18 protein-coding genes are annotated in these 25,634 nt (G+C 66.3%); 9 read left to right on the top strand and 9 right to left on the bottom strand.

Annotated features, from left to right (window positions below; translation table 11 throughout):
* The first annotated feature begins 61 nt into the window (after window positions 1-61).
* The gene (locus tag ACSQ3S_RS28115) at window positions 62-781 is read left to right on the top strand and encodes an aspartate/glutamate racemase family protein (protein WP_436144426.1); all 720 of its coding nucleotides are present in this window, start codon (window positions 62-64) and stop codon (window positions 779-781) included.
* Here ACSQ3S_RS28115 and ACSQ3S_RS28110 read toward each other — a convergent pair.
* Window positions 718-1,806, bottom strand: a complete 1,089-nt coding sequence (locus ACSQ3S_RS28110) for a hypothetical protein (protein ID WP_436144425.1) — start codon at window positions 1,804-1,806, stop codon at window positions 718-720. The two genes, ACSQ3S_RS28115 and ACSQ3S_RS28110, sit on opposite strands and share 64 nt — an antisense overlap.
* Window positions 1,807-1,970: 164 nt before the next feature.
* Between ACSQ3S_RS28110 and ACSQ3S_RS28105 the strand changes: the two genes are divergently transcribed.
* From ACSQ3S_RS28105 to ACSQ3S_RS28095, 3 genes are all read left to right on the top strand, one after another.
* A complete protein-coding gene (locus ACSQ3S_RS28105; RefSeq protein WP_176652731.1) occupies window positions 1,971-2,417 on the top strand; it encodes a hypothetical protein in 447 nt (148 codons plus the stop codon).
* A gap of 53 nt (window positions 2,418-2,470) precedes the next feature.
* Window positions 2,471-2,938: a cache domain-containing protein gene (locus ACSQ3S_RS28100; RefSeq protein WP_176652732.1), complete on the top strand. Its 468-nt coding sequence runs from the start codon at window positions 2,471-2,473 to the stop codon at window positions 2,936-2,938.
* A 71-nt stretch (window positions 2,939-3,009) separates the two neighbouring features.
* Window positions 3,010-3,363 (top strand): apolipophorin, encoded by a 354-nt coding sequence (locus ACSQ3S_RS28095; RefSeq protein WP_176652733.1) that lies wholly within the window; start codon window positions 3,010-3,012, stop codon window positions 3,361-3,363.
* Between the two features lie 21 nt (window positions 3,364-3,384).
* Here the strand turns inward: ACSQ3S_RS28095 and ACSQ3S_RS28090 are convergent, their stop codons facing one another.
* The 6 genes from ACSQ3S_RS28090 to ACSQ3S_RS28065 form a co-directional block, all read right to left on the bottom strand.
* On the bottom strand, window positions 3,385-5,490 hold the full coding sequence (locus tag ACSQ3S_RS28090) for a diguanylate cyclase (RefSeq protein WP_436144424.1): 2,106 nt from the start codon (window positions 5,488-5,490) through the stop codon (window positions 3,385-3,387).
* Window positions 5,490-7,583, bottom strand: a complete 2,094-nt coding sequence (locus ACSQ3S_RS28085) for a tetratricopeptide repeat-containing diguanylate cyclase (protein ID WP_436144423.1) — start codon at window positions 7,581-7,583, stop codon at window positions 5,490-5,492. Before ACSQ3S_RS28085 ends, ACSQ3S_RS28090 begins: the two co-directional genes overlap by 1 nt.
* A gap of 65 nt (window positions 7,584-7,648) precedes the next feature.
* Window positions 7,649-9,823 carry a diguanylate cyclase gene (locus tag ACSQ3S_RS28080; protein ID WP_436144422.1) on the bottom strand — a complete coding sequence of 725 codons (2,175 nt, stop codon included), beginning with the start codon at window positions 9,821-9,823 and terminating at the stop codon, window positions 7,649-7,651.
* A 186-nt stretch (window positions 9,824-10,009) separates the two neighbouring features.
* A complete protein-coding gene (locus tag ACSQ3S_RS28075) occupies window positions 10,010-11,830 on the bottom strand; it encodes an ABC transporter transmembrane domain-containing protein (protein WP_176652736.1) in 1,821 nt (606 codons plus the stop codon).
* A complete protein-coding gene (locus ACSQ3S_RS28070) occupies window positions 11,820-13,574 on the bottom strand; it encodes an ABC transporter ATP-binding protein (RefSeq protein ID WP_436144421.1) in 1,755 nt (584 codons plus the stop codon). Before ACSQ3S_RS28070 ends, ACSQ3S_RS28075 begins: the two co-directional genes overlap by 11 nt.
* A 97-nt stretch (window positions 13,575-13,671) precedes the next feature.
* Entirely contained in the window at window positions 13,672-14,412 is a 741-nt protein-coding gene (locus ACSQ3S_RS28065) for a phasin family protein (protein ID WP_436144420.1), read from the bottom strand.
* Between the two features lie 280 nt (window positions 14,413-14,692).
* On the opposite strand from ACSQ3S_RS28065, the gene ACSQ3S_RS28060 reads away from it, so the two are divergent.
* The 5 genes from ACSQ3S_RS28060 (at window position 14,693) to ACSQ3S_RS28040 (ending at window position 20,468) form a co-directional block, all read left to right on the top strand.
* Window positions 14,693-15,967 (top strand): amidohydrolase family protein, encoded by a 1,275-nt coding sequence (locus ACSQ3S_RS28060; protein WP_413448548.1) that lies wholly within the window; start codon window positions 14,693-14,695, stop codon window positions 15,965-15,967.
* A 92-nt stretch (window positions 15,968-16,059) separates the two neighbouring features.
* The gene (locus tag ACSQ3S_RS28055) at window positions 16,060-16,581 is read left to right on the top strand and encodes a GNAT family N-acetyltransferase (RefSeq protein ID WP_413448549.1); all 522 of its coding nucleotides are present in this window, start codon (window positions 16,060-16,062) and stop codon (window positions 16,579-16,581) included.
* Window positions 16,578-17,096, top strand: a complete 519-nt coding sequence (locus ACSQ3S_RS28050; protein ID WP_176652740.1) for a GNAT family N-acetyltransferase — start codon at window positions 16,578-16,580, stop codon at window positions 17,094-17,096. Before ACSQ3S_RS28055 ends, ACSQ3S_RS28050 begins: the two co-directional genes overlap by 4 nt.
* A 122-nt stretch (window positions 17,097-17,218) precedes the next feature.
* Window positions 17,219-18,844 (top strand): methyl-accepting chemotaxis protein, encoded by a 1,626-nt coding sequence (locus ACSQ3S_RS28045; protein WP_436144419.1) that lies wholly within the window; start codon window positions 17,219-17,221, stop codon window positions 18,842-18,844.
* Window positions 18,845-18,965: 121 nt separating this feature from the next.
* Entirely contained in the window at window positions 18,966-20,468 is a 1,503-nt protein-coding gene (locus tag ACSQ3S_RS28040) for an EAL domain-containing protein (RefSeq protein ID WP_176652742.1), read from the top strand.
* Here the strand turns inward: ACSQ3S_RS28040 and ACSQ3S_RS28035 are convergent.
* Window positions 20,455-23,757, bottom strand: a complete 3,303-nt coding sequence (locus ACSQ3S_RS28035) for an alpha/beta hydrolase-fold protein (protein WP_436144418.1) — start codon at window positions 23,755-23,757, stop codon at window positions 20,455-20,457. The genes ACSQ3S_RS28040 and ACSQ3S_RS28035 overlap by 14 nt on opposite strands.
* Entirely contained in the window at window positions 23,754-25,601 is a 1,848-nt protein-coding gene (locus ACSQ3S_RS28030; protein WP_436144417.1) for a glycoside hydrolase family 13 protein, read from the bottom strand. The genes ACSQ3S_RS28035 and ACSQ3S_RS28030 overlap by 4 nt, the downstream gene beginning before the upstream one ends.
* Window positions 25,602-25,634: the final 33 nt, after the last annotated feature.

Genomic DNA, 25,634 nt, shown 5'->3' with positions numbered 1-25,634 from the left:
TAGATGAGAGCCGTGTATCGAATTATTGTAGCCCAATTCAAACACAGCACAAGGAGCGGACATGAAGACCATAGGCTTGATTGGCGGGATGAGTTGGGAATCCACCGTTCCCTATTATCGCCAGATCAATGAAACGATCAAGGAACGCCTGGGCGGCTTGCACTCCGCGAAAATCATCCTGTACAGCGTGGATTTCCATGAGGTGGAGCAGCTGCAGCGCGCCGGAGACTGGGAGGGCGCGGGCGCGCTGCTGGCCCATGCCGCGCGCACGCTGGAATCGGCGGGAGCGGATTTCCTGGTGGTCTGCACCAACACCATGCACAAAGTCGCTTCCGCCATCGAGGCGGCGGTGCGCATCCCGCTGTTCCACATCGCCGATCCGACGGCGGCCGCCATCAAACGGGATGAATACGCGAAGGTCGGCTTGCTGGGAACGCGTTTCACGATGGAGCAGAGCTTCTATCGCGACCGCCTGCGCGAGCGGCACGGGATCGAGGTGCTGGTGCCGGAACTGGAGGACCGCGACCTGGTCCACCGGATCATCTATGAAGAGCTATGTCTTGGCAAGGTCCTGCCGGAATCGCGCGCGCAATACCTGCGGGTGATGGCGGAGCTGGCGGCGCGGGGCGCGCAGGCGATCATCCTTGGATGTACGGAGATCTCGCTATTGGTCGATCAGCGCGACGCGACGATACCCTTGTTCGACACCACCGGCATTCACGCGCGGGCGGCGGCGGAGCTGGCGCTGTCGACGGCGACCTGCCAGGCGCCGTCGCGGTAGACCGGTTCGTCGTCGAGGTAGACGGCTTCGGTGACCGCGAACACGTCGACATGGTAGCGCGCGTCCTTGCGCTTGAACTGCGGCTTGGCGTACACGCCGTGCTTGGCGCCCAGCGACAGGTGGATGCCGCACATGCGCTCGAACGTGCCGATGTCGTTGACCATACACTCGCGCGAGAACGCGCGGTTCATGCCGAAGCCCAGTTCGCGCAGCCATACCTCGCCCTCATGCGCGCGGATGATGGCCAGCATGTTGTCGAATTCCGGCGTGGCGTTTTCGGCGCCGGTCACGCGGCCCTTTTCGACGATCAGCGTGACCGGCGTGGCCGGCTTGTTGACCATGAACGAGGTGTCGCCGAACACGAAGATCCGCACCCGGCCGTTCACCGCCTCCAGGTCGCGCGCCTCGGTGAACACTTCGCCCAGCGGGAACTGGCCGCCGACGTTGTTCATTTCGCTGTAGTCGCCGATATTCAGCTTGGCCGATTCGAACGGCGAACCGAAGACCAGCCGCTCGCCGTTGCCGCTGTCGACCATGCCGTGTCGGGCGCTGTCGATGCGGGCCTTGAGCGCGTGGCCGACGCCCCGGTAGTAGGCCGGGTCGTAGGCCAGCGAAGCGATGTAGTGCAGGCCCTGCTCGCCGGGCATGCGCGACAGGTGCACGTGTTCGATCACCTTCAGGCCGCGCTTGAACAGTTCGATGCGGATGCGGAAGGCTTCAAGCCGGAAGCTGGTCGACTGGACCAGCACCACCAGGTCGCCGCTGTGCATGCCGGCGAAGGCGGACAGCACGTCTTCCGGCGCGACGGTGTCGAAGTCGACGAAGCGCGCGTCCGGCACCACGCGGCGGTAGGCCTCGGTCAGCGCGCGGTTGAGGTCGGTGCGGGTGTCGTAGACGATCAGCGCGGCCTGCGGCGCGGCGTGCTCGATGGCCAGCGCCAGCGTGTCGCGCACGTTGCGCTCCGCCGTGTCGACCGCGTGCTCTGGAATGTCGCCGAAACGGCTGGCGGAGGGGGAAAACGTCATGGTGGTGTCGGACTGAAGGATCAGCCGACATTATAAAGTAAGCGTCGAGCCCGATTACCCGGCGCGCCACGGTGGCGCTGTTTCTCCTTGTATTGCCCGGACCCGCGATATAGAATCACAAATATAGCCTAGCAGCAACTCCGGCGTAGAGAACAGGAAGCGTGATGAGCGTATTAATGGGACAGGATTTGCCGCTGGAGCGACCGGATTCCACCGGGCGCGCAGCGTTGTTTGTGCCGACGGCAACGATCAAGGACGATGTGCTGGAAACGGTGCGCATGGGGGCGGCGATAGTCGGCTTCGGCAATCACGACCGCACGCTGACCATCTACTACGAGAGCAACCGCTTCAACGAACCCAACCTGGTGAAGTGGGAGCAAAAGGCGCGCAAGGCCTTCGAGCGCCTGGCGGACAACCTGCCGACGGTGTCGAAGATGGTCAGCAAGCCGGAAAACTTCGAGCAGGTCGGCTACATCAGCAGCAAGGGCATCCTGATCCGCCGCATGGAAAAGCTGATGAACTGGCTGGAAAAATCCGAAGCGCTGGACACCGCGCCGGCCGGCGAAAACATCGTCTTCACGCCACCGCCCCCACCCAAGAAAATCGCCTGACCCGGCGCCCGCATCGGCGCCTGCCCTGGCGCCTTCAACCAAGGAGACCCGCCATGAAAAACCTGTTCCAGTTCCTGCTGGCCGCAGCGCTGACGCTGACCCTGACCGGCGCCGCCACGGCGCAGGACGCGCCCAGGCGCGGCACCGCCGACGAGGCGGTGGCGATGGTCAAGCGCGCCAGCGAATACCTGCAAAAGAACGGCAAGGACAAGGCGATCGCCGCGTTCAACGACCAGAAGGGCGAGTTCGTGCAGGGCGACTTGTACGTGTTCATGTTCGACAAGACCGGCACCGCGCTGGCACACGGCAACAACGCCAAGATGATCAACAAGCCGCTGATGGAACTGAACGCGGGCGGGGTCTATCCGGTCAAGGAGTTCCTCAAGATCGGCGCCAGTCCGGCCGGCAAGGGCTGGGTCAAATACATGTGGCCCAACTCCATCACCAAGAACCTCGAAGAGAAAAACACCTACGTTGAAAAGTCCGGCGACTATGTCATCGGCGTCGGCATCTACAAATAGCCTGCCGTGCGCTGCGTCGCGCCGCGTCGTTGTATGCTGTTGGAAATATTTCATTCCTCTTGGAGACGATGATGACAAGCAAAACAACGATGGGCGGCGCAGCCGCCGTACTGATGATGCTGGCGCTGCTGGGCGGCTGCCAGAAGAAGGACGACACCGGCGCCGGCCCCGCTGAAACGGCGGGCCGCAGGCTGGACCAGGCCACCGACAAGGCCGGCCGCCAGCTGACCGAGGCGGCGCAGCAGGCCAACCAGCAGATCACCGATGCCGCCAAGGAAACCAGCCAGCAGATCGACAAGGCCACCGACGCGGCCGGCGACAAGCTGAACAAGGCGACCGAGGCCGCCGGCAAGAAGCTGGAGCAGGCCGGCGAGAAGATGCAGGAAAAGGCGCGCGAACGCGAAGCGAGCGCGCCGGCGAAGTAGGCCCTGCGGCCCCCTGGCGCCCTACAGGCCGGCGTTGACCGGCTTGGCCGGTAATCCGGGCGCCTCGCTCAGCACCAAACTCAAATCGACGAGGCCGGCGTGCCAGGCGGCTTCCAGGTTCTGTTCGATCGCCTCGATGGAGGCGGCCCCGATGTTGTCGAAGCCGCGCACGCCATAGGCGCGATTGCGGCCGCCGGTCTTGGCCAGGTACAGCGCCATGTCGGCCAGGTTGACCACGCGCTCCCACGCCAGCGGCACGCCGGCCGGCGCCAGCGGGAACGGCGCGAAGCCGACCGAGACCCGGACCGAGATGTCGTGCCCCTGGTAGCTGACGGTCTGCGACGAAACGCCGGCCAGGATGCGGTGCGCCACCTCGTCGATGCGCCCGCGCCGGATCGCGGGCAGGAAGGCCAGGAATTCCTCGCCGCCCCAGCGCACGATCATGTCGGTCTCGCGCAGCGCCACGCGCAGGCTGTTGGCCACCATCTTCAGCACGATGTCGCCGGCGGCGTGGCCGTAGTGGTCGTTGACCTGCTTGAAGTGGTCGACATCGAGCAGGAACAGCGCACCGATGATGTCGTCGTCGCGCGGCGCGCGCCGTTCGGCGGCGTTGCCCTCGGCCGCCAAGCGCTGCATGTGGTCGCGGAAGTGGCGGCGGTTGTACAGCGCGGTCAGGGGATCGAGCATGGACAGCGCCTTGAGCTCCAGGTTCTTGGTCTCCAGCCGCCCGTGTGCCTGGCGCACCTTGCGATACAGCAGGGCGCCCGCCACCGAAGCCAGCCCAAACACCAATGCCAGCAGCCACCACAGGCGCTGCTGAAGGCGGCGGTTGTCGATCTCGACATCCTTGATCCGGTTCTCGCGGCTGAGCAGCGCGATCTGGCGCTGCTTCTCGTCCGCCGCGTAGCTTTCCTGCAGTTCCAGCACGGCCTGCCGCCGTTTGGACTCGAACAGTTCGTTCGAGATGAGGCGTTCGCGGTGATAGGCCTGGATCGCCCCGGCCATGTCGCCGGCGTCTTCCAGCGCCTGCCCGTATTCCAGCAAGTTGGACTGTATGTCGGGCTTGCTTTGTACGTGTTCGAACCAGGCCAGGCTGGCCTCGAAGCTTTTTTTGCCTTCGGCGATGCGTCCCATGCCCAGGTAGGCCTGGCCCAGATTCGAGTGCGCCGCCGCGTCGCTGCCGGTGAGGTTGAGCCCCTTCGCCTCCCGCAGCGCTTCGGACGCGTACTGCGCGGCCCGCGCGTAGTCGCGCGCCTTCAGATAGTTATCGGCCAGGTTGTTGAGCGTGGGAGGCAGCATGTACCTGGCGCCCAGCTTGCGTTCCAGGGCCACGCAGTCCAGCAACGCGCGCAGCGCGCGTTCGCGCTGGCCGAAGTTGATCGTCACGATGTATTCGCTGGTTTTCAGCTGCACCATTTGTATCGGCCGGCGCTGTTTTTCCGTCGTCGCCGTCAGTTCGTCCAGCGTGGCGTAGGCCTTCGCGCGATCCTTGGTCTGGACATACAGCCGGGTCAGCGCCCTGAGCGCGTAAAACAGCAGCATCTGGTCGTCGTCCACCCCACGCGCGGCGCCGACCGCCGATTGCAACGTGGCCAGCGCGGCGGGAAAGTCGCCCAGCTCGGCGCGGGCCACACCGGCCTCCACCTCGACCTGGGCCAGCAGGGATTTGTCGCCGGCGCGCTGCGCCAGCTGTTCCGCCTCGAAGATATGCCGATGCGCCGCCTTGCTGTCGTCCCGAGCGTAGGCCACCGTTTCCTGTGCCAGCAAGCCCTTGGCCACGATGACGTCGTCGCGCTGGGATCGCCCGTAGGCGACGATTTGATCGGCCGTATCCGCTGCCGCGGCGAGCTGGTTCAGGCGCGTGCGCACCGCGCTGATCTGGGTCAGCAATTCAGCCTGCGTGCGCGGCGCTTCGACGCCGATCCGGGGCTGCAGCTCGAGCAGTTGCGCCAGCGCCTTGTCCGGGAACATGCGGATCTGGTCGCGCAGCTCGATGATGCGTTGGTCCATCTCGGACAGCGGCCGCGCCGATGCCGGCGCCAGCGCCAGCGCGGCGGCCATGACGGCGAGGGCGGGCCGCACCGTCGGGCGCCAAGGCCAAGCGAGGCGGCCGGTTTGCACAGACATCAGGGCGCCGCCTTCGCCGCCGGTTTGAGCGCCCGCACGTTGCCGTGTTCCGAAGGCGGCTGCGGCTGCGGCGCATCGCCCAGCACCACGCTCAGGTCGACGAAGCCGTCACGCCATGCCCGTTCCAGGTCCTGCTCGATCGCTTCCATCGAGGTGTGCTGGAATTTGTTGAAACCGCGTACGCCATAGGCGCGGTTGCGGCCGTGGGCCTTGGCCAGGTACAGCGCCATGTCGACCAGGTTGACCGCGCGCTCCCACGGCAGCGGCGCGTCGGCCGGCACCAGCGGGTAGGGCGCGAAGCCGACCGACACATTGACCGAGATATCGTGCTCCTGGTAGCGGATGGTCTGCGACGAAATGCCGACCAGGATGCGGCGGGCGATTTCATCGATGCCGTGGCGCGGTATCGCCGGCAGGAAGGCGAGGAATTCCTCGCCGCCCCAGCGCACGATCATGTCGGTCTCGCGCAGCGCCACGCGCAGGTTCTCGGCGATCATCTTGAGCACCACGTCGCCGGCGGCGTGGCCGTAGGTGTCGTTGATGTGCTTGAAGTGGTCGACGTCGAGCAGGAACAATGCGCCGACGATGTCGTCGCCGTGCTGGCCGCTCTGCCTGTCGGCCAGGTTCATGGTGCGCATGAAGTCCTGGAAGTGGCGGCGGTTGTACAGGGCGGTCAGCGGGTCCAGCGTGGACTGCGCCTTCAGTTCCATGTTCTTCACTTCCAGCCGCGCGTTGGCATGACGCACCTTGCGGTACAGCAGGCCGACCACCATCGACGCCAGCGCGAACGCCGCGGCCAGCAGCCACCACACGCGCTGCTGCAGCCGGCGGTTGTCGATCTCCGCGCCCTTGACCTGGTTCTCGCGGCTCAGCAGCTCGATCTGGCGCTGCTTCTTCTCGGTCTCGTACTTCTGCTGCAGTTCCAGCATGGATTTGCGGCGCTGCGCCTCCGACATCTCGTCCGACAGCGCGCGCTCGCGGTGATACGCCTGCACCGGGCCGGCCATGTCGCCGGCGGCTTCCAGCGCCTGGCCATATTCCATCAAGGCTTCCTGCAGATGGGGCTTGAGGTCGTTCTTGTCGAGCCATGCCATGCCGGTCTCGTAGTATTTCTTGCCCTCGGCGACGCGCCCCAGGCCCAGGTAGGCATGCCCCAGGTTCATGCGCGCCTTCGACTCGCCCAGCGGGGACTTGTTGGCCACCGCCTGCCGCAGCGCTTCGGACGCGTGGTGCGCCGCCGATGCGTAGTCGTGGCTCTTCAGATAGAGATTGGACAGGTTGACCTGGGTCGAGACGAGCAGGCGCCGCGCGCCCAGTTTGCGTTCAAGATCGAGATTGTCGAGCAGCGCCTGCAGCGCGCGCTTGGGTTGGCCGAAGCGGTTCGCCACCTCGTATTCCATAAACTTGGCTTCGATCGACAGCGCCGTGGAGCGCAGCCTGGCCGTCTCCTTCTCGAGTTCGTCCAGCGAGCCGAAAGCCTTGTCGCGCTCGCTGGTCTGGACATGGAGATACGTCAGCTGCAGCAGCGCGTTGACCAGCAATACCGGATCTTCGCCGGCCTGGCGCGCAAGCCGGACCGCCGCTTGCAGATGATCCAGCGCGGTCAGGAAATTTCCCTGGCGCGCGCTGATCTCGCCGGCGGTGGTGGCGGCCTGCGCCTGCAGCGCCTTGTCGTTGGTGGTGTAAGCCAGCTTTTCCGCGTCGAGGGCCAACTGGTGGGCAGCCTTCGCGTCGCCGCGCGCCCCGACCGCGATCGCCTTGACGCGCATGCCGTGGGCGATGACGACATCGTCGTGCAGGGATTGGCCGTAGGCGATGATCTGCTCGGCCGTCGCCAGGGCCGCGTCGTTCTGGCGCATGAGCCGCTGTGCAAGGCCGATCTGCACCAGCCGCTCTGTCCGGGTGAGCGGAGGCGCGTCGTCCATCCGCGGCTGCAGCGCGAGCAGTTGCGCCAGCGCCTGGTCGGGATCGATGCGACCTTGTTCGCGCAGGTCCAGGATGCGCTGATCCAGCTCGGAATGGGCCAGTGCCGGCCCCGCCGCCAGCGCGGCCAGGACGGCCGCGCCCAGCGCCAGCGACCGTGCTCCGGACAACCACCCTCGATGCTTGCTAACCTCCAACTGACGCCCCCGATCTATATTTTGACAAAGATGCGCTGTCAGTGCCCGGGTTCCTGGAGCACGCGCTTGAGCGGCACGACATTGCTGTGCTCCGATGGCGGTTCGACCCGTTCGCCGCCGAACACCACGCTCAGGTCGACGAAGCCGGCGCGCCAGGCGCCCTCCAGATCCTGCTCGATCGCTTCCATCGAGGTGTGCTGGAAGTTGTTGAAACCGCGTACGCCGTAGGCGCGGTTGCGGCCGTGGGCCTTGGCCAGGTACAGCGCCATGTCGACCAGGTTGACCGCGCGCTCCCACGGCAGCGGCGCGTCGGCCGGCACCAGCGGGTAGGGGGCGAAGCCGACCGACACATTGACCGAGATATCGTGCTCCTGGTAGCGGATGGTCTGCGACGAAATGCCGACCAGGATGCGGCGGGCGATTTCGTCGATGCCGTGGCGCGGTATCGCCGGCAGGAAGGCGAGGAATTCCTCGCCGCCCCAGCGCACGATCATGTCGGTCTCGCGCAGCGCCACGCGCAGGTTCTCGGCGATCATCTTGAGCACCACGTCGCCGGCGGCGTGGCCGTAGGTGTCGTTGATGTGCTTGAAGTGGTCGACGTCGAGCAGGAACAATGCGCCGACGATGTCGTCGCCGTGCTGCGCGCGTCGTTTTTCGTGCTGGTCCCGTTGGTCGCCCTGCAGGTTCATGCTGCGCATGAAGTCCTGGAAGTGGCGGCGGTTGTACAGCGCGGTCAACGGGTCCAGCGTGGACTGCGCCTTCAGTTCCATGTTCTTCACTTCCAGCTGCGCGTTGGCATGGCGTACCTTGCGGTACAGCAGGCCGACCACGATCGACGCCAGCGCGAACACCAGTGCCAGCAGCCACCACACGCGCTGCTGCAGCCGGCGGTTGTCGATCTCCGCGCCCTTGACCTGGTTCTCGCGGCTCAGCAGCTCGATCTGGCGCTGCTTCTTCTCGGTTTCGTATTTCTCCTGCAGCTCCAGCACGGATTTCTGCCGCTGCGCTTCAAACAGCTCGTTCGACAGCGCGCGTTCGCGGTGATAGGCCGACACGGCGCCCGCCAGGTCGCCCGCCCGTTCCAGCGATTCGCCGTATTCGCGCAGGGCCGACTGCAGGTCAGGCTTGTTGTTCTCCTGCTCGTAGCGGGCCATGCCGGCTTCGTAGCTCTTCTTGCCTTCGGCGATGCGGCCCAGGCCCAGGTAGGCCTGGCCCAGGTTGACGCGCGCCGTGCCCTCGGTGGACTTGTCGCCGGTCAGCAGCGTCGAGCGCAGCGATTCGGCCGCGTACTGCGCGGCGCGCGCGTAGTCGTGCTCTTTCAGGTAGCTGTCGGCCAGGTTCACCAGCGTCACGCCGATCATGCGCTCGGCGCCCAGCTTGCGCTCCAGGTCCAGGCTTTGCAGCAGCGCGCGCAAGGCGCGCTTGGGCTGGCCGGAATCGATGGCCAGGCCGTACTCGGTATTCTTGGCGATCGCCATGCGGCCGGGCGACTTGAGCTTTTCGCTTTCCGTCAGCAGCTCGTCGAGCGTGGCGGAGGCCTTGTCGTATTCCTTCATCTGCGTGTACAGCGTGGTCAGCGCGTTGAGCGCGGCCGGCAGCATCGCGGGATCGTCGTTGACCTGGCGCGACATGTCGACCGCCGCCTGCAGCTTGACCAGCGCATCGGGGAAGTTGCCCTGCTCGGCGTAGGTCTGGCCGGCGGTGACGGTGGCCTGCGTGCGCAAGGCCAGGTTGCTGGTGGCGAGCGCCAGCTTCTCGGATTCGAAGGCCAGCCGGTGCGCGGCCTTGACGTCGGCCTGGGCGAACAGCACGTAGACCTTGGCCAGCATGCCCTTGGCGATGATGACGTTGTCGCGCAGCGTCTTGCCGTAGCTGATGACCTGCTCGGCCGCAGCCAGCGCCTCCTCGTTCTGGCCCAGGCGCATGCGCGCGGCGCTGATCTGGGTCAGCAGTTCGGCTTGCGTGTAGGGGGCTTCGGTGCCCACCTCGGGCGCCAGCTTGAGCAGCTGGGCCAGCGCCTTGTCCGGCACGAAGCGGCTTTGCTCGCGGATGTCGAGGATGCGGTGGAACAGTTCGTTTTTCGCCGTGTCGGCCGCGGAGATGGGCGCCGCCGATTGCGCCAGCGCCGGCGGCAGTGCCAGCGACAGCGCCAGCAAAGTCCCCGCCGCGACGGCGCGCGGCCTTGCCTGCTTCAGCAACCAGCCATTTTTCATCCCTGCCAACACACGCCCCCGATTGTCGTTTGCACTTGTAAAGTGTCTAGACAATTATATTCTTGTTGCAGTCGAGAAAGCCCGCGCGGCGATGATTTTTTCCATCAAAATGCACAGTATTTGTGGTGAAAAAATTAACAATGTGGCCGACCGTGCCATTTATTTCTACTGTTTTGACAATGTTGTTCAAGCTGCCAGTTGCTGCAGCAGGTACAGCCGCTGGTACAGGCCGCCGTCGATCTGCATCAGGTGCTCGTGCGGTCCGGTCTCGGCGATGCGGCCGTGATTGAGCACGATGATGCGGTCGGCGTCGCGGATGGTCGACAGGCGGTGGGCGATGGCGATCACCGTCACCTTGCCGCGCAACTCGTCCAGCGCGGTCTGCACGATCTGCTCGGTTTGTGAATCGATGTGCGAGGTCGCTTCGTCGAGCAACAGGATGCGCGGCCGGCCGGCCAGCGCGCGGGCGATGGCGACCAGCTGCTTCTGCCCGACCGACAGGCGCGAGCCGCCTTCGCCCAGCGCGGTGTCGTAGCCCCGGTCGAGCGCCATGATGAAGTCGTGCGCGTGGGCGGCGCGGGCGGCCGCTTCGATCTGCGCCTGCGTCAGGCCGCGGCCCATGTCGATGTTCTCGCGGGCCGAGGCGGCCAGCAGGAAGGGGTCCTGCGGCACCAGGCCCACTTCGGCGCGGAAGCGCTCGTTGGCGATGGCGTCGAGCGGCATGCCGTGGATGGCGATGCTGCCATGCCTGGCCGGATAAAAGCGCAGCAGCAGCGACAGCAGCGTGGACTTGCCGCTGCCGGTGTGGCCGACGATGCCGAAGAAGGCGCCTTGCGGTATCTCCAGCGACAGGTCGTGCAGCACGGTGTTGCCTTCGTTGTAGGCGAAGTTGAGGTGGCGGATGGCGACGGCCGGCACGTGGCTGTCGTTGGCGGCGGCGCGCGCGGTGGCCAGGCCGGCGTCCTTGCCGGCGTCGCTGGCGGCGTCGTGCTCGTAGGCGGTCGCCTCGTCCAGCAGCGTGGCCACGCGCGCGGTGGCCACCACCGATTGCTGCAGCTGGCTGAATTGCATGGTGATCTGGATCAGCGGTTCGATCACGCGCGCCAGGTAGCTGATGAAGGCGTACAGCACGCCGACTTCGGTGGCGGTCATCTCGCGCTTGCCGAACATGAAGATCACCGCCGCCAGCAGGATGATGTTGAACATGTCCAGCGCGGGACGCAGCAGCCAGGCGTTGGCGCGCAGCTCGGCCAGGCGCGCCGTGTAGTGCTGCTGGTTGGTGTCGGCGAAGCGGGCGCCGAAGCGCGCCTCCGCGTTGTTCGCCTGCAGCACGCTCATGCCGCCTATCGATTCGGCCATCTGGCCGTTGATGTCGCTGCGCAGCGCGCGGGCGCGGGTGACGGCCGGCGCGCTCCAGCGCTGGTACAGCCAGACGATCAGCAGCACCGCCGGCAGCAGCGCCAGCACGATGAGCATCAGGTGCCAGTCCAGCCACGCCATCGCGGCGACGGTGCCGACCAGCACGATGGTCGAATCGAGCATGACGAACAGCACCTGGATGTACAGCGTCTTGACGGCTTCCGTATCGTTGGTCACGCGCGAGACCAGCTGGCCGGTGATGGCGCGGTCGAAGAAGGCCATCGGCAGCAGCAGCACGTGGCCGTAGACCATCTCGCGCAGCCGCATCACCGAGCGCATCGCCAGGCCGGACAGGCGCACCAGCTGCAGGTAGCGCAGGCCGCTGGCGATCCAGCCGGTGAACAGCACGCCGGCCAGCAGGGCGGCCATGCGCGGCCAGTCCAGGTGGTGCGGCAGCAGGTGTTCGTCGATCAGCGCCTTGCCCATGATGGGGCCCAGCACTTCGAGCAGCGCGGCCAGCACCAGCCACATGACGGCCCAGCCGAGATGGTGCTGGTCGGGCAGCGCGGCCCGGCGCAGCAGGGAGACCGCCTGCCAGGTCTGGCGGCGGGCGGAGACTGCGGGGGAGGCGGCGGGTTTAGAGTGCATCGAGGCTGGCTTCCAATTGTTGATAGCGCCACTGGCTGGCATACCAGCCGTCCTGCTCCAGCAGCTGTTCGTGGCTGCCGGTTTCGCTGATGCGGCCGTCGCGCAGCACGACGATCAGGTCGGCGCTGACGACGGAACTGAGGCGGTGGCTGGCGATGACGGCGCTGCGGCCCTTGCGCGCCTGGCGCAGTTCTTCCAGGTGCTGCAGGATGCGCGTTTCGGTGCCGGTGTCGACGGCGGACAGCGCATCGTCGAGCAGCAGCAGGTCGTTGTCGGCCAACAGCGCGCGGGCGATGGCGACGCGCTGGCGCTGGCCGCCCGACAGCGTGATGCCCTTCTCGCCGACCTGCGTTTCGTACCCCTGCGGGAACTGCAGGATGTCGTCGTGGATGGCGGCCAGGTTGGCGGCATGCTCCACCTGCGCGCGGCTGGCGCCGGGGCGGGCCAGCGCGATGTTGTCGGCGATCGAGGCCGAGAACAGGAAGGACTCCTGCGGCACCCAGCTGATGGCGGCGCGCAGCGCGTGCAGCTTGTATTCGTCCAGAGCATGGCCGCTCCATTGCACGCTGCCCGATTGCGGCGTCAGCTGGCGCAGCAGCACGCGCAGCAGGGTCGACTTGCCGCAGCCGGTGGGGCCGACCAGGCCGAGCGTCTGGCCCGGCTTCAGTTCGAGGTCGATCTCTTTCAGCGCCGGAATGCTTTGCTCGGCATAGGCGTAGCTGACGCCGCGCAGCGACAGCGGGCCCGGCGCGACGCTGGCCAGCGTGCCGTGATCGTCGATGGCCAGCGGTGCGTCGAGCATCGGCTGCAGGCGCTGCCAGGCCGCGCGTCCGCGCTCGATCAGCGACAGCACCCAGCCGGCGGCGAACATCGGCCAGATCAGCTGCCCGAGATACATGGTGAAGCTGGTCAGCGCGCCGATGGTCAGCTGCTGTTGCCAGATCAGGTAGCCGCCCAGGCCCAGCGTCAGGCCGCCGGCGGCGGTCAGGGTCAGGCCGACCGCCGGTTCGTAGGCGGCCTCCCACACCTGCGCGCGCAGGCTGGCGTTGGACGCGTGCTGCGCCAGCTCGCCGAACTGTTTGGCGCTGCGCTGCTCGAGGCCCAGCGCGCGCAGGGTGCGCACCCCGGACAGGGTTTCCTGCACGTGGTCGTTGAGCGCGCTGAAGCGCTTCAGCGAATCGGTGGAGGCGGTGTGGATATGGCCGGAGATGTACCAGAACGCCCACGCCATCAGCGGGAACGGCAGCAGCGCGATGCAGGCCAGGCGCCAGTCTACGCCAAGCAGCATCACGCCCAGCACCATCACCAGCGTCAGCGCGCCGTCGAAGCCGGCCAGCATCGCTTCGCCGGCGGCCATTTCAATCGCGTCGATATCGTTGGTGGCCAGCGCCATCAGGTCGCCGGTGCGCTGGCGCTGGTAGAAGGCCGGGCCTTGCAAGGTCAGGCGGGTGTACAGGCGGGTGCGCAGCGACACGCCCAGCTGGTAGGCGGCGCCGTACAGGATCTGGCGCCAGCCGACGCGCAGGAAGTAGATGCAGGCGCCGATCAGCAGCAGCGAACCGATTTCCATCAGCAGCGCGTTGCCGCCCAGCGTGTGGGCGGCCAGGCCGTCGATCATGGCGCCGACCTTGCGCGGCACCCAGACGGTGAGCGTGGCGACACCCGCCAGCATGGCACCGGACAGGATATAGGCGCGGCTGTGCTGGCGGACGAAGCCGCCGATCAACGCGGATAATTTTGACATGTTGCCTCAGAAGCGTGGGGCCGGCGGACAAGCACCGGCGCTTAGCCCGCTAGGATACAACATGGCTGCCGGATCCGCCCGGCACGCTGCGGGACTTTTATTTCTTGGCTTTGGCGCCGCTCAGCATGTCGAGCTGCTTGCCGGCCGGTTTGGCGGCCTGCTTGGCTTTCGGCGCCTCGACGGATTTCAGCGCGGGCTTGCCTTCAGCCGCCACCGGCTTAGGCGGCGCCGCCGGGAACGATGGCTTGGCGGCGACCTTGACGTCGATCACGTCGCTGGCTTCGGGCACCGGCGCGGCGGCCGGTTTCGGCTTGGCGACCTTGGCGGGAGTTTTCGGCACGGCCACCGCTTCGTTGGCCGGCGCGGCGGCGGTTGCGGCGACCACCGGCGGCTTGGCGACCGTGGCAAGCGGGGCAGGCGGCGCCACCGCTGCCGAGACGGCGGCCGCCAGCGCCGGCGGCGTTGCCTTGGCGGCGGCGGTCACCGGCGCGGTGGTCAGCTCGGTCACTTGCTTGATGGTGCTTTGCGCGGTCTGGATCAGTTCACTCTGGACGTCGGTGGCGATGGCGTACAGCTGGCGGCCGTAGGCCAGCAGGCTGTCGAAACTGGCCGGCTCGGCGGTGCTGAGGCTGAAGAATTCCTTGGGATCCTTGGCTTCCAGCAGTTTCTTCGCGGCGGCGGACGACTTTTCCACCGAAGCCTTGGTGGTGCTGATGTTCAGGGCGATGACCTTTTCCGCGCTTTCCACGGCGGTGCTGGCAAACGTGCTGAAGATGTTGAACTGGGCTTCCAACTGGGATTTCGTAGCTGCGGAAAACTGTTCGGTGATCGAAGACATGGTTTCTCCTGGGGCGATAGAATGATCAGTGCGTATTGGCGTATGGATATGGCAGCGCGGTATGGCAGTGCCCGGAAGGCGCATTATGATGCAATGCAATAATCCCATTCTAGCGACGAAAGTGGGGCTTGGAAAGTTATTTTTTCTGCTATGACGCAAAGCTTGCAACAAGTAAAAATGCCGCATAGACACTATCTGTCTATAATTTGATTTATAACAACACGCACGGCCGGAAATGCAGACAATTAGTGCATCGCAACAACTTACTGGAGAACGCTGAATGGATGTCGTCATACGCAATGCCAACCTGGCCGACGGACAACAAGGCGTCGACATCGCCATCGAGCACGGCCGCATCGCCGCCATCGGCAAGGCGCTGCCGCTGCGGGCCGCGCGCGAGATCGACGCCGGCGGCGATCTGGTCAGCGCGCCCTTCGTCGACGCCCATTTCCACATGGACGCCACGCTGAGCTACGGCCTGCCGCGCGTCAACGCCTCCGGCACCTTGCTCGAAGGCATAGCGCTGTGGGGCGAGCTGAAGCCTGACCTGACCCAGCAGGCGCTGGTCGAACGGGCGTTGCAATATTGCGACTGGGCCGTGGCGCGCGGGCTGCTGGCGATCCGCACCCACGTCGACGTCTGCGACGACCGCCTGCTGGCGGTCGAGGCGCTGCTGGAAGTGAAGCGGCTGGTGGCGCCCTACCTCGACCTGCAACTGGTGGCCTTTCCGCAGGACGGCGTGCTGCGCAGCCCGACCGCGCTGGCCAACCTGAAGCGCGCCATCGCGATGGGCGTCGACGTGGTCGGCGGCATACCGCACTTCGAGCGCACCATGGCCGACGGCGCGGAATCGGTGCGCATCCTGTGCGAATTCGCCGCCGAACAGGGCCTGATGGTGGACATGCATTGCGACGAGTCGGACGATCCGCTGTCGCGCCACATCGAAACGCTGGCCTATCACAGCAACCGCCTCGGCCTGCACGGCCGCGTGGCCGGCTCGCACCTGACGTCGATGCATTCGATGGACAACTACTACGTCAGCAAGCTGCTGCCGCTGATACGCGAGGCGGGCGTGGCGGCGATCGCCAATCCGCTGATCAACATCACCCTGCAGGGCCGCCACGATAGCTATCCGAAGCGGCGCGGCATGACGCGGGTGCCGGAGTTGCTGGCGGCCGGCGTCGAGGTGGCGTTCGGCCACGACTGCGTGATGGACCCGTGGTACAGCCTGGGGTCGGGCGACATGCTGGAAGTGGCGCACATGGGCCTGCACGTGGCGCAGATGACCGGGCAGGACGCGATGCGCGCCTGCTTCAACGCCGTCACGGCGGCGCCGGCGCGCATCCTCGGGCTGCAAGGCTATGGCGTGGCGGTCGGCTGCCATGCCGACCTGGTGCTGCTGGACGCGGCCGATCCGGTCGAGGCGATCCGCCTGCGCGCGGCGCGACGGCTGGTGATGCGGCGCGGACAGGTGATCGCCGAATCGCCGCGCGCGCAGGCGCAGTTGAGCTTGCCTGGCCGGCCGCCGGTGGTCGGTTTCCGGCTCGGCCGCTGAGACGGGCGCGGCCGTCCGCACGGCTGCGCAAACTGGACTTGCCATCGGAAATACATGACAATCGAACACTGTTTAACCGGCTTGGAGCTACCGTGAAAGAAATCGCCATCCGGCCCGCGGCGGAAGCCGACTTCGCCGCCATGTGGGGCATCTTCCAGGAACTGATCGCCAGCGGCGACACGTTTTATTTTGCCGCCGACACCAGCCGCGAAGATTGCCACGCCTACTGGTTCGGCCCCGGCGTGCAAACCTTTGTGGCGATCCACAACGGCGAGCGGCTGGTCGGCATGTACCGCCTGATCGCCAACCAGCGCGACCGCGGCGCCCATGTGGCCAACGCCTCGTTCATGGTCAGCCCGGCGGCGCAGGGCGTCGGCGTGGGCAAGCTGCTGGGCCGCGACTGCCTGGACCGCGCGCGCCGCCAGGGCTACCTGGCGATGCAGTTCAACTACGTGGTCAGCTCCAACACGCCGGCCGTGCTGTTGTGGAAAAAGCTCGGCTTCTCGATCGTCGGCACCTTGCCGCGCGCTTACCATCACCGGCTGCTGGGCTACGTCGACGTCTACGTCATGTACCAGTTGCTGGAAGACCCCTCTCATTGGCCCGACGCATGAAAATACTGGACACCGAACGCCTCACGCTGCGCACCATCGGCGCCGATGACGCAGCCTTTTATTATGAACTGGTCAACGATCCAACCTGGCTCGAGCATATCGGCGACAAGGGCATCCGCAGCGTCGAAGGCGCGCGCGCGGCCATCCTCGAAGGCCCCTGCGCGATGCAGGAGCGGCTGGGCCATTCGCTGTACGTCATGGAGCGCAAGAGCGACGGCAAGCCGCTGGGCTTGTGCGGCCTGATCAAGCGCGACAGCCTGCCCGGCGTCGACATCGGCTACGCGATCCGTCCGGCCTGGTTCGGCCAGGGCTATACCTACGAGGCCGCCGCCGCCGTGGTGCGCTACGCGCGCGAACAGCTGGGCATGAAGCGGCTGCTGGGCATCACCAATCCGGCCAACACCAATTCCATCAATCTGCTGGAAAAGCTGGGCATGAGCTTTGTCGAGTTGCAGATGCTGCCGCCGGATGGCCGTCCTACCAATATTTACTGCATCGAGTTCCCGCCCGGTTGAGCTGATATGTTGCAGGGGTGAGAATTCGATAGAATTTTCATGCCACGGCCTTGGATTTTCCGGCCGCTGGGCGCATGATGAATCTGAAGAAACTGAAGTTGCCTATTGCCGAAAGGGTCAATATGAAACTCTCCAATCTGAAGATCGGTGTGCGTTTGGGACTGCTGGGCGCGTTCTTCTTCGTTGCGCTGGCCGTCGTGGCCACCGGCGGCTGGCGCGCGCTGGAGAGCAGCAACGTGCGCAGCGCCGAGGCCATGCAGCGCTCGGTGACCCTGAGCCAGGCCATCGACGTGGCGCGCAGCGCCCAGGTCGAATTCAAGATCCAGGTGCAGGAGTGGAAAAATACCCTGTTGCGTGGCAACGATCCTGCGCAGTTCGACAAATACAGCAAGGCCTTCGTCAAGGGCGGCGAAACCACCCGCGCCGAACTGCAAAGACTGCAGGCATTGCTGGCCAAGCTCAATCTGCGCACGCCACTGGTCGACGAGGCGATCGCCACCCAGAACCAGCTGGTGACGCGCTACATGGCGGCGCTGGAAAAATACGATCACGCCAACCAGGAAAGCGCCCATGTGGTCGACGCGCTGGTCAAGGGCATGGACCGCGAGCCGACCAAGAAGATCGACGACATCGTCGCCTTCATCGGCAAGGAGTCGCAGCGGCTGATGCAGGAAATGGACGCCGAAAACCAGGCCGCGCATGCGCGCGCGATGCTGGCGATGGGCATCACGCTGCTGGTCACGCTGGTGGTCGGCTGCGTCACGGTGGTGTGGCTGATCAAGAGCATCACGGTGCCGCTGGACGAGGCCGTCAGCATGGCGCAGACGGTGGCCGGCGGCGATCTGCGCAGCGAGGTGCATGTGACCAGCACCGACGAGATCGGCGCGCTGCTGGGCGCGCTCAAGCTGATGCAAAATAACCTGTGCAGCATCGTCGGCAAGGTACGCACCGGTACCGAGAGCATCCACGGCGCGGCGGTGGAAATCGCCGCCGGCAATCTCGACCTGTCGGGCCGCACCGAGGAGCAGGCCAGCTCGCTGGAGGAGACGGCTGCCGCCATGGTGCAGCTGACCACCACCGTGCAGCAGAATAACGTCAACGCCGCCGAGGCCTGCAAGCTGGCCGATACGGCGTCCACCGTGGCCGCGCGCGGCGGCGACGCGGTCGAGCAGATGGTGCGCACGATGGGCTCGATCAACGAGTCGTCGAAGAAGATCGTCGACATCATCGGCGTCATCGACGGCATCGCGTTCCAGACCAATATCCTGGCGCTGAACGCGGCGGTGGAGGCGGCCCGCGCGGGCGAACAGGGCCGTGGCTTCGCCGTGGTGGCGTCCGAGGTGCGCAACCTGGCCCAGCGTTCGGCGGCGGCGGCCAAGGAAATCAAGGCGCTGATCGGCGATTCGGTCGAGCGCGTGGAGGCAGGCAGCCGGCTGGTCGGCCAGGCCGGCGAAACCATGGGCGAGGTGGTGGCCAGCGTGCAGCGCGTGACGGCCATCATCGGCGAGATTTCCATCGCCAGCGGCGAGCAGCGCGACGGCATCGAGCAGATCAGCCTCGCCATCAACCAGATGGACAGCGTGACCCAGCAGAATGCCGCGCTGGTGGAGGAGGCCGCCGCCGCCGCGGACGCGCTGGAGCAGCAGGCGGCCAGCCTGACGGAGGCGGTCAGCGTGTTCAAGCTGCAGGAACAGAGCGCCGCGCCGGCCGCGCATGGGCCGTCACGCCGGATGCTGGCGGTTGCCTGACATGCCTGAGGCGGCTCGCACGATTTGATGCGTCTCAATTGTGCGTTGGAAGCACCGGCGAGGTCCGCCGGTATCCACTATGATGCCCTCTTCCCCGGTGCACCGGATGGAGAGGGACAGCATGAACAGCCTATGGCCGGCGCTGGCCGGCATCGCACCTTGTTTGCTGGCGTTGTGGTATGGCGAAGCACGTGTCCGCGTCCTGCGCGCGCGCTGCACCCAATTGCAGGGCGCGCTGGAATCCCACCGCGACGCCGAAATGCGCCTGGACTACATCGCCCACCACGACAGCCTCACCGGCCTGCCCAACCGCCTGCAGTGCCAGCTGCGGCTTGAGCACGGCATCGCCTACGCGCGCCGCCACAGCAGCCTGCTGGCGGTGCTGTTTATCGACATCGACCATTTCAAGGCCATCAACGACAACCTCGGCCACGACGCCGGCGACCAGGTGCTGGTGCAGTTTTCCCAGCGCCTGCGCAGTTGCGTGCGCGAGGTCGACACGGTGGCCAGGCAGAGTGGCGACGAGTTCATCGTGCTGCTGACCGAACTGCACAGCGCGCTCGATGCGCAGCAGGTGGCCGACAAGATCATCGCCGCCATCGCCGCGCCGTTCCTGGTCCACGGCGAAACGCTGGCGGTGGCGGCCAGCATCGGCATCGCCGTCTATCCGGACGACGCCGCCGACACCGACGCGCTGCTGGAAAAAGCCGACCTGGCGATGTATGCGGCCAAGCAGCGCGGCAAGGGCAGCGGCCTGCGCTTCGTGCCCAGCATGCAGGCCAAGGCGTATTCGCGGCTGGTGCTGGAAACCTCGCTGCGGCATGCGCTGGAGCACAACGAGTTCGTGCTGACCTACCAGCCCAAGCTGAACCTGAACGAGCAGAAGATCACCGGCGTGAAGGCGCTGATACGCTGGCGCCATCCGGAGCTGGGGCTGGTGATGCCGCCGGATTTCCTGCCGGTGCTGGAGGAGAGCGCGCTGATCCTGCCGGTCGGCGTGTGGGTGATGGCGACGGCGGCGGCGCAGGCGCGGCGCTGGATGGAACTGGGCCGTCCGCTGACGGTGTCGGTGCACCTGTCGCCGCGCCAGTTCTACCAGAAGGATATCGCGCACGACTTCGGCGAGATACTGCGGCAGGCCGGCGTGCCGGGCCGCTACATCGAACTGGAAATCACCGAGGACATGTTGATCGACAAGGGGCAGAACTGCGACGCCATCCTGCGCCAGTTCAAGCAGCTGGGCGTGGGCATCTCGATCAGCGACTTCGGCACCGGCTATGCGTCGCTGAACTACCTGCGGCGCTTCCCGGTGGACCTGGTCAAGATCAACAAGTCCTTTATCGACGACCTGCGGCGCAGCGCGCGGCAGCCGACCGACCGCCTTGCCGACGGCCGGACGGCGGACGAGGGGGCGATGGTGCGCGCCATCATCGCGATGGCGCATACGTTGAACATGCGGGTGGTCGCCGGCGGCGTCGAGACCGGCGACCAGCTGAGCCAGCTGGAGGCGATGGGCTGCGACGAGGCCTTCGGCTTCTGCCTCAGCGGGGCGGTGTCGCCGGACGAGCTGGAGGCACTGCTGCTGAGCCGCCAGCGCCGCCTGGAAGCGCTTACTTCGTCGTGATCGCTGGCAGCGTCGTCGGCGGCGCGAAGAACCACGTCAGCGGCCGCTGCACGCGCGCCGCCCACGAGCGCTCGTTGTGGATGGCGCCTTCGGCCGGGTAGAACATCAGGTCTTCATTCAGGCGGTAGCCTTTGGCCAGCATGGCGTCGCGCATTTTCAGCGTGTCGGCCAGGCCGTCGTCGTCGCTGCCGGCGTCGAGGTAGAACTTGACGTCCGACGGCGCCGGCACCCTGGCCGTCATGTCGCCCTTGTTCCACCAGAACGAACTCGATACGCCGCCGGCCATGGAAAACACGTCCGGCCGGCGCTGGGCGATGTAGACCGAGGCGATGCCGCCCAGCGAGGAACCCATGATGGCGGTGTGCTCGCGGCCGGGCAGCGTGCGCAGGTTGGCGTCGGCCCACGGCTTGACGGTATCGACGATGAAGGCCATGTAGGCTTCGAGCTTGCCGCCGCCGTATCGCGGGTCGCAGCAGGGCGTGTATTCCGGCAGGCGGTCGGAGGTGTTGTCGATGCCGACGACGATGGCCGGGACGATGGCGCCGCCGGCGATCAGCCGGTCCATCGTCTGCGCGATGTCCCAGGCGGCGCCGTAGGCGGCATCCTTCGGATCGAACAGGTTCTGGCCGTCGTGCATGTAGAGCACCGGATAGCGCTGCTGCGGATGGGCGTCGTAGCCGGGCGGCAGGTAGATGCGCAGCTTGCGGCTGTTGCCCAACTGCGGCGAGGCGAGCTGCTCGACGATGCGGATCGTGCCCGCCGGCGGCACGGCGGCCCAAGCCGGAACAGTGGTGACGGCGCCTGTGGCGGGTTTGGTCGCGGCGCGCGGCAACGGCATGACGCGGATGCCATGAAGTTCGAAACGGTTCGACGGTCCCTTGACGCCGCCCGCATCCGCATAGCTGGTGTTGGACTTCAGGTAGCTCATGTTGTAGAAGTCGGACAGCTCCAGGCTGTAGCTGCCGGCCGTCAGGTCGGCCTTGACCGGCGTCGACCATGACGGTCCCGCATCGGCGGGCGAGTGCGGCAGCTGCACCACGCCTTGCGCCGCGACCTTGCCGCCGCCATCCCTGACCGTCAGCCATTTCACGCCGCCGCTGATGCCCAGGTTGATCTGGTGCGCGGTGTTGCGGTACTTGAGCTGCAGCGCGTAGCTGCCGTCGCGGTCGACCTTGATGCCGGGCAGCGCGGCGACATCGGCGGCGATTTCCACGCCGGTATTCAGGCATACGGGCGCGCTGTGGTGGCTGCGGTTGCCGGAGCCGGTGTACAGCGCCTCGACCGCGTAGCACAGGTTGTCGTTCTCGCCTTTGCCGAGCAGCGGCGCGCGGCGGTCGGCCCAGGTCCTGGCGGTAACGCGCTGGGTCGCCAGCTTGCCGTTGCGGTAGATGTTGACCACCGCTCCCTTGTCGACGCCGTCTATCGTCAGCGTCGGGAAATCATAGGTGCCGCGTTCCAGTTTGACGATGCGCGGCTCGGCGGGAGAGTAGACCGCGGGATCGCTCGCCAGCGGTTGCGCGCTCACGCGGTGGATCGACTGCTGGCCAGCGATCAGTTTGCCGAGCGCGATCTCGATGACGTTGTCGTCGGCGAGCGCCGACCACGGCATCGTGGCGGAATTCACCGGCTTGCCGTTCAGGCGCGCCGACTCGATGGCGTAGTAACCGTCGCCGCGTACGGCCGGCGGCAGCGACAGGCGCAACTGCATGCGCTTGCCGCGCAGGTTCAGGCGGTTCATCGTCACCGTATCGCTGCCGGCAAAGGTCTCGCGGCGCAGCTTCGCCGTCACGAACGGTTGCAGCGCTATGCCGTCATCGGTGGTCTGCACGCCGAACACGCCGCCGACCACCATGCCGAGATAGGCGCCGACAGACCACAGCTGGCGGCGCGAATCGACCACTGGGCCGCTCAGGTCGCCCTGCGCGCGCTTGTCGCTCAACATCGGCAGGCCGGACAGCCACTCCAAGTTCTCCATGTTCGACAGGTTCAGCGCTGCGCCGCGCATCAGCGTGTCGTAGGCCGCGTCGGCCACCGCCGTGTTGCCCGCCTTGGCGGCCGCCTTCAGTCCGAACGCCGTCACGAAAGGCCAGATCGCGCGGTTGTGGTAAATCGCCACGCCCGGCTGCTGCGGATAGATCACCGGCGCGCCCATCGGTCCGTGCGGATAGTGCGCCAGGATGCTCTGCGCCTGCTTGTCGTCGGCGATGCCGGTGACGATCGCCAGCGTCTGGCCGAGCCAGTCATACTTGTACAGCGGGGCGCCGTCGAAATGGCCGGCGGTCACGCTGCTGTACATGCCAGCGTCGGGCTGCCACAGGCGCTGGTTGATGGCGCGCTTCAGGTCCGCCGCCCATGCGGTGTACTTGTCGGCCAGCGCGTTGTCGCCCTGTTCGCGCGCCAGCCGCGCCGCCAGCGTCAGCGCCTTGTAGTGGCCGGCGTTGGTGGACAGCGCCTTGGAGGTCGCCATGCTGGCCAGGTCGCGCGGGATCCAGGCGGCGTAGCTTTGCTCGCGCCAGTCGAGGAAGGATTCCTCGCCGTTGTACAAGCCGTCGGTCTGGTCGTAGACGGCAAGGCGGTCGTTTTCCAGCGTGTTGTAGAGCGCCTTGAGCGCGGTCGCCGCGAAGGCCTTGCGCTCATCGGGGGCCAGCGCCTTCAAGGCCTCTTCGGCACCGAAGGCCCAGCTGACGCGGTCCGTGCTGACCGGCCAGCTGCCACCGCTGCCGGTGTCCTGAATGACCTGCAGGCCGTCGGCGGTGCCGGCGACGTGCGCGCCGGGCGTGACGCCGTCGCGATAGCCGGACAGCTTGAACTCCAGCGAATTGCGCACGCGGCGCGGATCGAGCATGCCCAGTCCCAGCGATGCCGCGTAAGACAGGTCGCGGGTCCAGACGTAGTGCCACAACTCGCCCGTTTCAAAGCAGTTGCAGGAGATGGCGTTGCCGCCGTTGTAGCTGCCGTCGCGGATTTCGCTGACGGAGTCCAGCCGCATTTCGTTGGCGGCCATGGCGAACAGCGCGTCGAAGGCCAGGTTGCCGCTGCGGACGGTCGGGAAGTGCTCCGATTCCTGGTAGCTGATTTCCTGTTTGCCGCCTTCGCGCACGCGCATCGTGGTCGATTGCGTGTAGCTGCGCACCGCCGCGCCGGCGTCCGGCGTGGTGTAGCGGACGGTTTCCTGCTTGCCGTCGTAGGTGGCGTAGCTGGCGCTGACGGTGGTCGCCGCCATCGACGGCAAGGAGGGCAACGTCAGCGCGACGGCGGCGCACAGCAGGCTCAAACGAAAACTCATCATTCGATCTCCAGGATCAGCGCCGAGCGCGCCGGCAGTGTGACTTCGCCGTCCAGCGACACGCGCCGGCCGGTGGCGACGTCCACGCCCGAGCGCACGCCGTCCAGCATCTCGTGGAAGCGCGCGGTTTTCAGCACGGTGTCGGTCTTGTTCTTGTTGAAGGCCACCATCACCTTCTTCGCGCCATCGTAGCGGAAATAGACATAGGTGTTCTGTTCCGGACCGTAGTGCATCATCTTGCCGTGATGGATAACGGCGGCGCCCTTGCGCCAGTTGAGCAGCTTCTTCACATACGCCTGCGCCGCCAGCTGCTGCGCGCTCAGTCCCGCGCCGGTGAAGGCGTTGACGGCATCGCCGCTCCAGCCGCCGGGGAAGTCGTGGCGGTAGGAGGCGTCGTCGCGGCCCTTGGTGGTGCTGGTCATCTGGATCTCGGTGCCGGCGTAGAACTGCGGAATGCGCGGCGCCGTCGCGACGAAGGCCATCGCCATGCGGAACAGCCCGTCGTCGGCATTGAGCTCGCTGTAGATGCGCGACACGTCGTGATTGCCTTCAAACAGCACCAGATTGCCCGGATTCGGATACAGGTAGTCCTGCGACAGCGTTTCGTACAAACTGGTCAGGCTGTATTGCTCGCCGTCGGCGGCCGAGAGGGCGCGGCGCAGCGTGTCGGTGAGCGGGAAGTCCATCATGCTCGGCATGTGCGACACGTAGCCGTTGAAATTCTGCTTGCCCTCCTGCCAGTGCGCGACGACCGGAATCAGCGGGCTCCATTCCTCGCCCACCAGGTTCAGTTTCGGGTACTCGGCCATCATGCTGCCGGACCAGCGGGTGAGGAAGTCGTTGTTGGAGTAGCCGTAGGTGTCCACGCGCAGGCCGGACAGGCCGGCGTACTCGATCCACCAGATGTCGTTCTGGATCAGGTAGGTCGCGACATAGGGATTGGCCTGGTTCAGGTCCGGCATGCCCTGCACAAACCAGCCCTCGGTGAAGTTGCGCTTGTCCTCGTCCGACGCATAAGGATCCTGCAGCGCGACGCGGTGATGCTCGGTCGGCACGTACTTGCCCTGGTAGGTCAGCCAGTCCGGCGCCGGCATGTCCTGCATCCACCAGTGCTTGCTGCCGATGTGGTTGAGCACCACGTCCTGGATCACGCCCAGTCCCTTGGCCCGCGCCTGCGCGACGAAGCCGCGGTACTCCTCGTTGCTGCCGTAGCGCGGATCGATGCGGTAGTGGTCGGTGGTGGCGTAGCCGTGGTAGGAGCCGTCCGGCATATTCGACTCCAGCAGCGGCGTCGGCCAGATCTGCGTGTAGCCCATGCCGGCGATGTAGTCCAGGTGGTCGGCGATGCCCTTGATATCGCCGCCGTGGCGGCCGGAGCCGTCCGCCCGGTTCACGCGGTCGGCCATGCCGGCGGCGTTGTCGTTGGCCGGATTGCCGTTGGCGTAGCGGTCCGGCATGACTTCATAGATGGCGTCGGCGCTGCTGAAGCCGATGCGTTGGGCCGAGTCCCTGGCGCGCGCCAGCAGTTGATAGCTGTAGTGGACATCCTGGTTGCCATGCTTGAAGGCCAGGTCCATCTTGCCGGGCGCCGCGTCCGGGGCGATCTCCAGGTCGATGAACAGGTAGTTCCTGTTGGCGACCCGCGACACCGAGGCGATGCGCACGCCCGGATACGCCAGCGCCGGCTCCAGGTCGGCGATCCGCGGCCCGTGCACCATCAGCTGCAGTTTGCTGTTGTGCATGCCGGTCCACCACAGCGGCGGGTCCATATGGTCGATGCGGTAAGGCTCCGCGTGAGCGACAAAGGGCAGGGCGGCCAGCAACGCGGCGGCAAGGGTTTGGTTCATGGCGTCTCCAAGTAGTCGGACTACAGGTTGGTT

Origin of the sequence: Duganella sp. LjRoot269 (assembly GCF_964254095.1) — a bacterium.
Taxonomy (GTDB): domain Bacteria; phylum Pseudomonadota; class Gammaproteobacteria; order Burkholderiales; family Burkholderiaceae_D; genus Rugamonas; species Rugamonas hordei.
Note: the sequence above shows the minus strand (reverse complement) of the source record. Positions and strands in the feature narration are given on the sequence as shown.